This is a genomic window from Facklamia lactis, from assembly GCF_015863205.1.
GTDB classification, from domain to species: Bacteria; Bacillota; Bacilli; order Lactobacillales; family Aerococcaceae; genus Facklamia; species Facklamia lactis.
Genome location: NZ_JACBXQ010000003.1, coordinates 39,830 through 52,257, shown reverse-complemented (window position 1 = coordinate 52,257; position 12,428 = coordinate 39,830). Strand labels below are relative to the sequence as shown.

General features: G+C 38.9%; 13 protein-coding genes. 5 read left to right on the top strand and 8 right to left on the bottom strand.

The features are described from left to right. The first annotated feature begins 180 nt into the window (after nucleotides 1-180). On the top strand, nucleotides 181-1,152 hold the full coding sequence (locus HZY91_RS05710) for a glycosyltransferase family 2 protein (RefSeq protein WP_328752280.1): 972 nt from the start codon (nucleotides 181-183) through the stop codon (nucleotides 1,150-1,152). A gap of 20 nt (nucleotides 1,153-1,172) precedes the next feature. Here the strand turns inward: HZY91_RS05710 and HZY91_RS05705 are convergent, their stop codons facing one another. Then, entirely contained in the window at nucleotides 1,173-1,850 is a 678-nt protein-coding gene (locus HZY91_RS05705; RefSeq protein WP_197115316.1) for a CpXC domain-containing protein, read from the bottom strand. Between the two features lie 161 nt (nucleotides 1,851-2,011). Here HZY91_RS05705 and HZY91_RS05700 point away from each other — a divergent pair, with 161 nt between their 5' ends. The 4 genes from HZY91_RS05700 to HZY91_RS05685 are packed head-to-tail and all read left to right on the top strand — an operon-like array spanning nucleotide 2,012 to nucleotide 5,166. Further along, nucleotides 2,012-2,557 carry a flavodoxin domain-containing protein gene (locus tag HZY91_RS05700; RefSeq protein ID WP_197115315.1) on the top strand — a complete coding sequence of 182 codons (546 nt, stop codon included), beginning with the start codon at nucleotides 2,012-2,014 and terminating at the stop codon, nucleotides 2,555-2,557. Nucleotides 2,558-2,570: 13 nt separating this feature from the next. Beyond that, entirely contained in the window at nucleotides 2,571-3,269 is a 699-nt protein-coding gene (gene rpiA / locus HZY91_RS05695; RefSeq protein ID WP_197115314.1) for a ribose-5-phosphate isomerase RpiA, read from the top strand. 20 nt (nucleotides 3,270-3,289) lie between these two features. Further along, on the top strand, nucleotides 3,290-4,588 hold the full coding sequence (locus tag HZY91_RS05690; RefSeq protein ID WP_197115313.1) for a pyrimidine-nucleoside phosphorylase: 1,299 nt from the start codon (nucleotides 3,290-3,292) through the stop codon (nucleotides 4,586-4,588). Nucleotides 4,589-4,611: 23 nt separating this feature from the next. Further along, on the top strand, nucleotides 4,612-5,166 hold the full coding sequence (locus HZY91_RS05685; protein WP_197115312.1) for an ECF transporter S component: 555 nt from the start codon (nucleotides 4,612-4,614) through the stop codon (nucleotides 5,164-5,166). 24 nt (nucleotides 5,167-5,190) lie between these two features. Here HZY91_RS05685 and HZY91_RS05680 read toward each other — a convergent pair whose 3' ends face one another. From HZY91_RS05680 to mvk, 7 genes are all read right to left on the bottom strand, one after another. Next, the gene (locus HZY91_RS05680; protein WP_197115311.1) at nucleotides 5,191-6,429 is read right to left on the bottom strand and encodes an MFS transporter; all 1,239 of its coding nucleotides are present in this window, start codon (nucleotides 6,427-6,429) and stop codon (nucleotides 5,191-5,193) included. Between the two features lie 58 nt (nucleotides 6,430-6,487). Further along, nucleotides 6,488-7,147, bottom strand: coding sequence for an orotate phosphoribosyltransferase (pyrE, locus tag HZY91_RS05675; protein WP_197115310.1), 660 nt, complete (start codon nucleotides 7,145-7,147; stop codon nucleotides 6,488-6,490). Next, nucleotides 7,140-7,877, bottom strand: a complete 738-nt coding sequence (gene pyrF / locus HZY91_RS05670; RefSeq protein ID WP_197115309.1) for an orotidine-5'-phosphate decarboxylase — start codon at nucleotides 7,875-7,877, stop codon at nucleotides 7,140-7,142. The genes pyrE and pyrF overlap by 8 nt, the downstream gene beginning before the upstream one ends. Nucleotides 7,878-8,052: 175 nt before the next feature. Beyond that, nucleotides 8,053-9,162 carry a type 2 isopentenyl-diphosphate Delta-isomerase gene (gene fni, locus HZY91_RS05665; protein ID WP_197115308.1) on the bottom strand — a complete coding sequence of 370 codons (1,110 nt, stop codon included), beginning with the start codon at nucleotides 9,160-9,162 and terminating at the stop codon, nucleotides 8,053-8,055. A gap of 2 nt (nucleotides 9,163-9,164) precedes the next feature. Next, nucleotides 9,165-10,301 carry a phosphomevalonate kinase gene (locus HZY91_RS05660; protein WP_197115307.1) on the bottom strand — a complete coding sequence of 379 codons (1,137 nt, stop codon included), beginning with the start codon at nucleotides 10,299-10,301 and terminating at the stop codon, nucleotides 9,165-9,167. 1 nt (nucleotide 10,302) lies between these two features. Continuing rightward, a complete protein-coding gene (gene mvaD, locus HZY91_RS05655; RefSeq protein WP_197115306.1) occupies nucleotides 10,303-11,301 on the bottom strand; it encodes a diphosphomevalonate decarboxylase in 999 nt (332 codons plus the stop codon). 19 nt (nucleotides 11,302-11,320) lie between these two features. Then, nucleotides 11,321-12,310, bottom strand: a complete 990-nt coding sequence (gene mvk / locus HZY91_RS05650) for a mevalonate kinase (RefSeq protein ID WP_197115305.1) — start codon at nucleotides 12,308-12,310, stop codon at nucleotides 11,321-11,323. Nucleotides 12,311-12,428: the final 118 nt, after the last annotated feature.

The following is a 12,428-nucleotide window of genomic DNA, read 5'->3' as shown; positions in this document are numbered from 1 at the left end:
TTAAAGAACAAAAGTTGAAGATTTTATAACTTTTGTTCTTCTTTATTTATATAAATAGCCGACTTTTGAACTTTCAGTTATAATAGATTCATATTTGATTAGTTTTGCTTGATTAGCTTATTTTGCTATCAGCAAAAAGTGAAGAATGATGATATGAATGGGAAAAGAGGAAGATTATTGATCAGAAAAGGTGTTATTACAGTGGTAGTACCTTGTTATAATGAGGCTGAAACTTTAATGCAGTTTGTTGAGGCCATTAGACAGGTTCAAAAGGAGTTAGTAGGGGTTAGACTGGAACTTTTATTAGTGAATGACGGTTCCACTGACAATACGCTTTCTTTAATCAAAGAGCTTGCAGGTAGTTACCCAAATCTTATTGAATATCTTTCTTTCTCTCGCAATTTTGGGAAAGAAGCGGGATTATATGCTGGCTTACAGCATGCGCATGGAGAGTGGGTTGCAATAATGGATGCTGATTTACAAGACCCACCAGAGTTGTTGCACGAAATGTACCGTTTGATTCAAGATCCTGAAGTTGATGTAGTGGCGACGAGAAGAACTTCAAGAGAAGGAGAGCCGCCTGTTCGATCTTGGTTTGCAAACTTATATTATAAGTTAAATAATTCAATCTCTAAAGTTAAATTAGCTGAGGGTGCGCGTGATTTTAGATTGATGCGTCATCAAGTCGTGGAATCCGTCATAGCACTTCCTGAAAATAATCGCTTTTCCAAAGGGATTTTTTCATGGGTGGGGTATAACGTTGTCTATTTAGAATATTCGAATGTTGAAAGAAGTGCAGGAACGTCTTCTTGGTCATTCTGGTCACTATTTGATTATGCGATTGAAGGACTTATCTCATTTTCAGATGTGCCCTTAACTTTGGCTAGTGTGATAGGGTTTTTATCCTTTTTTCTGGCCGTTTTATTTGGTGGGTATATTGTGCTTGAAACACTAATAGCAGGGGTTAAGACCCCAGGATGGGCCTCTCTCGCAGTCATTATATTAGGGATGGGCGGGTTGCAACTTCTATGTCTTGGGATAGTAGGAAAGTATATTGGTAAGATCTTTATTGAAGGAAAAGGACGTCCTATCTATATTTTGAAAGAGCAAAGATTATTTGAAGATAAAGACGAAAATATCGCTTCCAACTAAAGTTGAAAGCGATATTTTAATTATTCAGATTCAGTTTTTAGAGGGCCTGTTCCTGGTAGATTATTTGCGATATTAGTCGCCCATTGTTGGTCTACAATAAGGAAGCGTCCGAGATGTTGTTTGTTTAATTCTTTGCCAAACTTATCGAGTACAAATTCAGATAGAGTAGGATGGTAGTCGACTAGAAGTTGTTCGTCTTCTGTTAAATACAAGAATTTGGGTTCATCATCTTTGACCATAAAATAGCGATTAATAACTTTTCGATCAGGTTCTTGCTGGGCAAAAAGTCCATCTGTTAAGAGTTTGACCACTTCAATTGTTTGGTCATCCATTCCAACATCTGAAATTTGGATTTTTTCAACTAATTGAGGAACAGAAGTTGTAATTCTTAAATGATAATCACTGGCGTCAATTTCTTCTTCTTTTAAAATTTGTTCCAATCCATTGATGATTTGATCTCGGTTTTCATTAAAATTTGGTGCAACATAGATCAGTAGTTTTTTTTCTGGATCATGGTACATGATTTGTGTTTCAATTTGCCGGTTAGTGCCACAATGTTCACATTTGAAACCAAGTAGAGAACCATTGAGTAATTCTTGTTTGAGTTCTGGATGTAATTGTGCATTAATAGCTGTTTCAATTAAACGACTTGATTTTGTTTGACAAATAGGACATTGTACATGGATTGTTTGTGGCATGATAGAACCTCCTCTAGGATCTTTTTTAGACTTCTTTTTAATTATAACAAATGACCATTGGTTTATAAAAGTATATGGAAGAATATTTGTTATCGCCTTCACATTGCGCTGATAACTGTGCTATAATCCTAATGGTAAGGCTACCAAAAAGGGGGGAGATCATGAGAGCTATATTGTTATATGAAGGATCCTATGGGTCGACAGCTGTTTATGCTCGAGCTATTAAAGAATCATTTGATCTCCCTGTGTGTGATCTTCAAGAGGTTGAACCTCAAGATCTAAAAGAATATGATTTGATTATTATTGGGACAAGCATCATTTCTAGGGAGATTTATCAAGTTGATAAGATTGAAGCCTTATTTACAGCATATCCAGAAAAATTTTGGATTCTTTATACAGTAGGATTGTCTACCCCGGAACTGACTAATTTCGATAAGATTTTGATAGAAAATTTTTCGCCGGCAGTTAGATCACAGTTAGTGCTGTTTCATTTTCGTGCTAGAATTGTCAGCAAACGCTTTTTATTAATGTATCTGGCCTCTAAGCGAATGAGAAAACAACCGGGAACAACGATTGATGATGTGATTTTAGGACCGGAAGAAATGCATCTTCTTAATAAGTTTGGTGCTACAGTTGAACTTTCAGATTTAAAACAGGTTCAAAAATTAGTAGACTATATACGTGTGCTTGAACAATATTATGTTTAAAGGAGAGAAACAAATGCAAGAAGCAAAAAAAATTGTAGGACGTTATGCGGCAACTTATGTCGAAGATGGGATGGTAGTTGGTCTTGGAACAGGTTCAACCGCTCATTGGTTTATAGAAGAAGTTGGTCGACGATTTCAAGAAGGGGAATTACAACATATTATTACGGTTTCCACATCCGATGCTTCGAGTGAACAAGCGAAAGCATTAGGTTTACCTCTAAAGTCATTAGATGATGTGAATCATATTGATTTATTGGTAGATGGAGCGGATGAGACAACTCGGCAATTTGCAGGTGTCAAAGGCGGGGGTGGAGCTTTATTACATGAAAAAATTATTGCGGAACATAGTAATAAAATAATTTGGATTGTTGATGAGAGCAAATTAGTGAATCAGTTAGGAAAGTTTCCGCTGCCAGTAGAAGTTGTTCAATTTGGTTCGTGGAAGCTTTTTGATGCCTTTGAAAGTGCTGGGATGAACCCCTCATTTAGAAAGAGTACAGAAGATTCATTATTTGTGACTGATTCTGGTAATTATATTATTGATCTGCATTTAGAAGAAATCCCTCATCCACAACAGATCGCCATGGAAATTAAGCATATGGTTGGGGTTGTAGAACATGGTTTGTTCTTGAACTATGCCAATATTATTCTTGTTGCTAAAGCAGATGGTTCCATCACTAAAATTGAAAGATCGAGAGTAGAGCGTAAGTAAGGAAATAAGAGGTAATAAAAATGAGAATGGTCGATTTAATCCGAAAAAAACAAGAGAATATTGAATTGAGTGAGCTAGAGATTCAGTTTATTATTAAAGGATTCACTGAAGGCATTATTCCAGACTATCAGATGAGTGCTTTTAACATGGCCACCTATTTTACAGGAATGACCGATCAAGAAGTGAGTGATTTAACCATGGCCATGGTTAAGAGTGGTGATCAAATTGACCTTTCTGAAATAAAAGGAATTAAAGTTGATAAGCATTCAACAGGTGGTGTCGGAGATACGACAACCTTAATTTTGGCACCACTTGTAGCTGCTTGTGGAGTTCCAGTAGCTAAGATGTCTGGTCGAGGTTTAGGCCATACAGGGGGGACGATTGACAAATTGGAATCCATACCAGGTTTTCAATTTGAGTTTTCACAGGATGAATTTATCGAATTAGTCAATCGTCATCATGTGGCTATTGTTGGACAAACAGGTAACCTGACACCTGCGGATAAAAAATTATATGCTTTGCGAGATGTAACGGCTACTGTTCAATCAATCCCCTTAATTGCTAGTTCCATTATGAGTAAGAAGATAGCTGCCGGTGCTGATGCGATTGTTTTGGATGTAAAAGTCGGAGAAGGGGCTTTTATGAAGACCCTTGAAGAGGCACAAGATTTAGCGCAAACAATGGTTAGAATTGGACAGAATGTCGGGCGCAAAACGTTAGCGGTGATTTCCAATATGGATCAGCCGCTTGGGAATGCCATTGGTAATACTTTAGAAGTGATAGAAGCTGTGGCAACCTTAAAGGGACAAGGACCGGCTGATCTTACAGAGTTATGTTTATTATTAGGGGCTCAGATGCTAGTAGCATCTAATTTGGTCACGAGCTTAGAAGCAGGTGAAAGACTTTTACAGGATAAAATAGAATCAGGAGCTGCCTTAGAAAAATTTGGTGAATTTATTGATGCTCAAGGTGGTGATTCTAGTTTTATAAATGATTCTAGTTTGTTGGGCAGCGCTCGATATCAAATTCCTTTTAAAGCTAAGCGATCAGGAATTTTGAGTCATTGGGTGGCTGACTCTGTAGGGGAAGCAGCGATGGTATTAGGCGCTGGGCGCGCGTTAAAAGATGATAAGATTGATCCAACTGTTGGGATTGTCCTACAAGCAAAGGTAGGGGATAAGGTGCAGGAGGGAGATGTTTTAGCGATCATCCATTCGAATGATGAGAATGTGGCTGATTCTTTATCACGCATGGAGGCGGCTGTGGAGATTTCAGATTCTGTTGAATTGCTACCTTTAGTATATGACATTATAGAATAATTTGATTAGAAGAAGGGATAAAATTGTCAGCCAATAAAACTTTTAAGTATGTTCAAATAGGTATTTATGCAGCCTTAATTATTGTTGCCATTACTTATATTCGTATTCCGATGCCTTCTGCAATTTCTAATAGTTTCGTTCATCCAGGAAATGCTTTGGTTATTTTAGCAGTTTTGTTGATGGGATTCAAAAGAGGTGCAACAGCTGCTTGTATGGGCTTGTTTCTTTTTGATTTAATGAATGGATATTTAGCGGTAGCTCATTTTACAGTGTTAGAAAATTTAATAGTTTTATTAATTGTTGCGGTAGTCTACCAATTTATCTTTAAAAATAAAGATCATTGGGGTCATATTGTAAGTTTGGGTATTTTAGGAGCCTTGATTAAGATTATCGTCATCTTTATTAAATTTATAATCCAACAAATGCTTCTAGGGTCTGCATTTCCTGCAGCTTTGGCGATGGCCGTAACAGGAATGCCAGCCAGTTTGTTTACTGGTTTAATAACGATCATTTTAGTTCCGCTCTTATATTTTCCCATGAAGAGAATTTTTGAGCGTTATCATGTAATTGGAGAATAAGAAAAAGCCCCAACGGGGCTTTTTTTATACGTGTGAATTTACTATTTGGGATTTAGGGAGACAAGATTGGTAATGAACACGTTTGAGATTAGGAATAGATAGCATAAAGCAGAATGAGATGATATAGAGTCCTGCTAGAAAAATCATCACAATATTCATGTTAAAGTGGTCAAGCAATAACCCGATGATAACGGAGGAGAAGCCTCCCACTGCCCGACCTACATTTAAAATGGTATTATTGGCAACGGTTCGTATTTCATAAGGGTAGAGCCGAGTAATCATGGCCCCATAGCCTGCAAACATCCCATTGACGAAGAATCCCATGATCGCTCCGCCAATTAATAAAGTGGTTAAAGAATGGACATAGGTAAAAGCAAAGACAGCACAGGCCGATAAAATTAAGAAACTTCCATAACCGAATCGAGGCCCTAATGTATCTAATAGTTGACCAAATACAAGCATTCCGATGGACATTCCGATGATTGTTGAGATCATCCAGATGTTTGAACTTCCAAATGAGATGCCTAAACTCTTTTGCATCATAGTAGGTAACCAATTCATCATGCCGAAATATCCAGCAATTTGGACAGTTGTCATAACCATAAGAGCGATAGTCTGATGGGTTAGTTGACGATTTTTAAAGAGATCCGATATCTTACCTGCTTTAGAGGGGTCAGCAGTTTCTGATCCATGGTCAGCAACTTTTGTTGAATCAATTCCCCAATGCATCCAAGCAACGAATAGAAGTGGAAAGAAGCCGATTGCAAATAATCCTTGCCAACCGAATATTGGGGCAATTAAACTGGCTAGGACAGCGGCTATAATGGATCCAATTTGCCCCATTATGCCATTTAGAGAAGCTGTACGTCCCATTCTTTCTGCTGGGACAATTCCAGCCATGATGGATAATGCAACCCCATATTCTCCTCCGACACCGACTCCTGCTAAAAAGCGCAAAGCATATAAAATCCAAATATTGGGTGAGAAGGCGATTAGCCCTGTAGCAAGTGCAAAAATAGCAACGGTCCATTTAAGAATCGTAAGTTTATGATGTCGATCCGCTAATACACCAAAAACAAGTCCACCTAACAACATTCCAAAATTTGTAATCGTTCCAATCCACCCAGCCTGAGTACCGCTGATTTCTAAATCTGCCATAATCGATGAGAGAGAAAAAGCAAGAAACATGACGTTGATATCATCTAAACCAGATGAAATCATTGAAGCAATGAGTGCACGACGATTGTGTGGAAAGTTATTCATTTTATTATCTCCTTTTAATAGAAACTCTCGTGGTTTCTTTAATTATTAGTACTATTATTTATTGAATAGGATTATTTTGGCTCCAGTCTTTAGGAGAGAGGTACCAGTTTCTTAAAGTTTCTTCTTGATTTTTAAATTCAGGCAATTTAACAGCTTCTTGAATGAGAATTTGGTAGTCTGTTAGGGAAAATAGAGGGTATCTTTGTTGAGCGAAATTTTGTTTGCCAGTTTCTAAAAGGTAATTAAAGATTGATAGGACTCCAATGACTTGTGCGCCCTGGTAACTAACCGCATCGGCAGCTTGGATGACACTACCTCCAGTTGAAATGAGATCCTCAATCATTAGGACACGCTTTCCTTCTTGTAGAAGGCCTTCTATGCGATTCTCCATACCGTGGTCTTTCTGGCTAGAGCGAACATAAATCATCGGTAAGTTGAGAGCTTGAGCTAGAAAGGCGGCATGGGGAATTCCTGCAGTGGCAGTACCTGCAATGAGTTCAGTTTGGGGAAAACGTGTTTCAATAATTTTAACCATGGCTTCAATTACTTTTTGTCTTACTTTGGGATAGGAAATAATGAGTCGGTTATCACAATAGATAGGGGCTTTTAGACCACTTGCCCATGTGAAGGGAGGGTTGATTTGTAATTTTACCGCGCCAATTGTTAATAAATCTTGAGCGATTTCAGCCGCTAATAATTCTTCTTCTGGGTTACGCATTGTCTATCTCCTTTCTCGTTTGGAGGATCATTTTAACCGCTTGTTGGTAGACTTGTTCAGGATCATTTGACCGTGTGATGGGGCGACCAATGACTAAGAAGTCGCATTTGTTACGGATGGCTGAAGCGATATCTAAGGTACGCTTTTGGTCATCGGTGTGTGGAACATGTTGCGATCGAATCCCAGGTGTCACCGTTAAAAAATGTGAGTGGGTGACTTCTTTGATTAGGTGCGCCTCTTGTGGAGAACAGACAACACCATCAAGTCCGGCTTGGAGTGCCAATCGAGCGTAATGCTGAACACAGTCTTCCATACTGCTACTAATTAATTGTTCAGTTATGAGTTGTTCATGAGAGGTTGAGGTTAATTGCGTGACTGCAATTAAGAGAGGTTGAGACTGGATGTTAGCAGATAAAAGCCCCTCTTTGGCAGCGGTCATCATTTCTTGGCCACCTGCGGCATGTACATTTACCATGGCAATACCTAGTTGAGCTAAGATTCGCATACTTCTTTCTACGGTGTTGGGAATATCATGTAATTTTAAATCTAAGAAGATCTTATGTCCCTGATCGACTAACGATTTTACAAATTCAGATCCTGATAAATAATAAAGTTCCATACCGATCTTAAGATTAAGTGGCTGGTGTTTCGGCATTTTAGTTAAAAAATCTTTAGCATCTTGAACGGAGGCGAAATCAAGGGCGATAATGGGTTGATGTTTATCAAGCATTGGATTCTCCTTTCAAATAATAAAAAGCCTAACCAACATGTTGGTTAGGCTTAAAAGCATACAAAAAGATGGGTACCAATAATTCTATAAAAGAGTTTTATTTAGTACGAAGGGGTTGCTTTCATGCTTCACAGAACATGTTTAAAGACAATATTAAATTGTAGAAATTATAAAACTAATCGTTTGAATTGTCAAGTTCTTTTTTAGAACGATTGGCTAAAGTCTGAAAGTCAATTTGACGAGATTTTGCCCAATCTAATAGGGAATGGGTTAGGACAATATCCGTAGCTTGCAAGTCATGGATGCTTTTGCAGTTTAATAGTAGCATCATATGCTGGATAGCAGTCTTCCATTGATTGACAAGCTGGATGGTAGGGTCGATACCCTCATGGGCAACAGAATGGAGGAACTTTCCTGCAATTCCAGCGGAACGAGCTCCTAGGGCTAATGATTTAACAATATCAAGAGAATGTCTAATGCCTCCTGAAGCCAAAATTTCTACTTCATGTAAATGATGAGACGCTTCCAAAAGTGATTCAGGTGTGGTTTGTCCCCAAGATCCCAAATCAGAAAAGTCTAGAGTGTCCCGTCGGTCATTCTCAATATGAACGAAGTTGGTTCCGCCTCTACCACTGATATCAATGGTATGAACGCCTAGATGAATCAGTTTTTGAATGGTTTCTTGACTCATCCCAAAGCCAACTTCTTTAATAATCACTGGAACAGAGAGCCCATTAACGATTTCTTCGATATTTTTTGCCCATGATCGAAAGTCACGGTCTCCTTCTGGCATGACAACTTCTTGCGGGAGATTTAAATGGATTTGTAGGGCATTAGCTTGAAGAAGATCAACTGCCTTCTGAGCATTCTCCAGGCCGTGATGTGCCCCCAAGTTGGCAAGTATAAAGCCTTGTGGGTTAGCTTCTCGAATAATGGTATAGGTTTCTTTGACAGTGGGGTCACTGAGAGCAGCAGATACGGAACCCACTCCCATAGCTAGACCTGTCTCGCGTGCAACAACAGCTAATCGGTAATTATATTCTTTTGATTGGGTATGACCGCCTGTCATCCCATTGATATAAAAAGGGAAAGGATGATAAGAGTTTGCCCAAGAGGTTGAAAGGTCAATTTCTTCTAGTCGAATATTTGCTAATGAATGATGGACGAAACGAATTTGATCGAAAGGATTCACTTTAATGTCATTTTGTTGATCTAAAGCGAGACGGATATGATCTGCCTTTCTTTGTTGAGAGAGGCTAGGATCTTGAGACTTGAATTGGGTCATGATTACTCCTTATTTTGTGATGATTTAGAGAAAATGATTTTGCAATTGAGAGGCTCAATGCCGTTTTGTTTCCAAGCTTTTTGTATCATTTGAATTTTCGATGGGTCAAATCCTAAAGCGATGCCACAATCGCCCCCGCCTGCGCCAGAGGATTTAGCGGAGAAAGAATAAGATTGGGCAATTTCGATTAATTGTTGAAGAGGTTTCGTTTCGATCGGCAATCCATATGCTGTCCCTAAGTTAAGTAAAAGTTGGCGATAATGGTGGATTGATTGTAGGATGAGTTCTTCTTGATGATCAATTAATGCTTCTTTTAATTGATCGACACAGGGTTTTGCCTCTTGTAAAAATTTTTGGTAAGCGGTTGGGTCTTGAATAAGTAATTGTTGTAAGCGATCTACAAGATTTTCAGTGGAGGCCGGCTGTTGTGTCCAGCCAATGAGTAAATGAAGATTAGCAGGAGCCTGTAACGATTCAATGATGAGATCTGGCCAATCTTCTGTTAAGAGATCAAGATATGAAGCATGTAAGACCCTGCCTTCTAGCCATCCACGATCAGCTGCTTGATAATAGACCCAGCCTCCCATGACATTACAAGCAAGGTCACCAAAGCTTCCTCTTGATTTTAAGCGTAACATCGTGATAACAGCTAATTTGAAGTAGGTGATCTTGGATCGAGCTTCTAGACCATGAGCTTTCAAAATGGCTTGAATACACGCTACGGTAACGGCACCACTTGAACCAAAACCATATTTTTGGCCTTGAGGGTTAGTGAGTTCAGAGTTTAGATCAATTTGGCAATTTCTGAAGGGTATTTTTAATTCCGCTAAGAGAGCTCGACATGTTTTAACGGCTTCAATCACATAATTCCATTTTTCGAATTGTGAGGTTTCTACTTTTGATGAGTCCTCATTAGTATCAAAATAAATGTTTAATGGAGGATAATCTTTCTGATGATTGAATAATTCGCAATAGGGTAGGTCGTTAAAGCTGACCTTTGCCTGGATATATTGATCCAGTCCTATAAGTATAGCAGCTTGCTGTGGAGCAAGAATCGCATATTCTCCTACAATATATAATTTACCTGGAGCAAGCGCTTGAGCCTGTTTGGGAAGGGGAAAGCGATCAAAAAGTTCCATCTTACACCCCCGAAACATCTAAGGCGAATGGCGCTGGTCCAACTTGAGAGATGATAATCTGGCTCTCATCAAAATAATGTAATAATTGTTCTTTAATCTGCTGGCTTTGTGAGTAGGGACATAGGATTTTAACATTCGGTCCTGCATCCATTGTATAGTAGCAAGTTAAACCATTGTGGCGCATGTTCTTAATTAATTCCATCGCTTTGAGTGAATCGGATTCAAAATAAGTAAAACTAGGATTAGCAGCTAACATGGTAGCGTGCATTTTCATCGCGTTATGCTCGGCTATTTCTCCGATTTGTTTAAGATCTTTTTGTTTAATGGCAGATTTAATTAATTCCAAGTCTTTTGCGACTTCTTCCGGCCATAATTTATAAAAAGGAGAAGTTTCAATGGTGTGTTGCATCGCCTTGCGACTCGAGAATTTTTTTGATTGATGGTTGAGAACAAGTGCGATCATTGCAATATCCCAATCAGCTGAATCAAAAGGACGAGCAAAGCTAGAATTGGAATCTTCTCCAGAACCTTTCTCCCATTCTACAAAGCCCCCAAAAAGGGAACGAGAAGCCGATCCTGATCCTTGTCGGGCCATGATTGATAGCTCGTGTGGATTTAAATTTAAATCCAAGGCATCATTACACGCACAAGCTAAGGCTGCAAATGCACTAGCAGATGAGGCTAAGCCAGCTGCTGTTGGGACATAATTATCACTCGTAATCTTGACAGGTAAAGTGACACCAGCGGTGCGTCTAAATAAATCAACATAGTGGCTTACCTTAGTCGTTGCTTCATGACTTTGGGGATGGCCGTTTAAAATAAATTGATCATTAGCAAATTGATCTGAGAATTCAACTTGAGTCTGCGTATAAAAAGCCTCCAAAGTTAATGAGAGGCTTGAAGTAACTGGAAGAATAAGTTCTTGATTTCTTTTGCCCCAATACTTGATGAGGGCGATGTTGGTATGAGCTTGGTATTTAGCAATCCGAGCTTGTGTCATAGTCTCTCTCCTTATTCTACTACTTATCATGTGATAGATTTAATAACCAGGTTTTAGAAGCACCTGCTTTCGTCATCGCTTCTGAGATGATCTCTCCATGGTGTCGATCTTCAGCTAAGGCGATCACGCATCCCCCTAAGCCTCCACCTGTCAGTTTAGCGCCGAGAGCTCCTGCTAGCCATGCTGCATTGACAATTCGATCTAGTTCTTGGTTAGAAATACCTAATTGATTTAAGTAATAATGATTGTAAGTCATGAGGCGACCAAGTTCTGTTCTATCACCAAGACGTATGGCTTGATAAGCCTGGTTAACAAAACGTCCAATCGTTGCCATTGCTTGTTCGACAAAGTGCGGTTTCACTTTTTTTAACTCATGAACATGATTGACTGCTAAACTTGTACGTCCTGCTTGACCTGAATCAGCGACAATTAGAAACGCATCAAGATCTAATTTAAAGGAGTGAGGCTTCTGGCTTTTCCGATAAATAATAGGATTAGAACTAGAAGTGACAAGTGTATCGATCCCCGAGGTAGATTGGTGAGCAATGACTTCTGCTTCATTTGTAATAAGTCGTAGTTGGTAATCGGAGATTTGGACATGATAGAAATCACAAATGGCTCGGATCAGTGCGACGACGACTGCGGCAGATGACCCCATTCCACGTTCTTGTGGGATAGTTGATTCAATCTTAATATCGAGAGGAATTTCTTTAAGTCGCATACTCTCAATCGCAAGGTGAAGGGCTGTTTTTAAGTTTTCTAAATGTTCAGGGATTTGTTCTAGCGGCCCTCTATAATATTGACAGTCAATGGAAGTATAGGGCTTATGACTAGCATGCACTTTAACTTCGACTTGGACTGCTGTGAAAGGCATCGCAATCGCTGGATAGTCATAAACAACAGCATGCTCTCCCATTAGGATTATTTTGCTATGAGCTTGCCCTGTCCCGATTTTTTTAATAGGTGGGGCAGGAACTTTAGGGGTTAAATGGTTATAACGAGGATCCATAATATCCTCCTCTCTTGAAATGTTCTATATAATTAGGATAAGTTATGCTAAAATAAGAGCAAATTATGTTTAAATAACTTGGTTTCAATTGAGTATTTTATCATAGATTTACTATGAT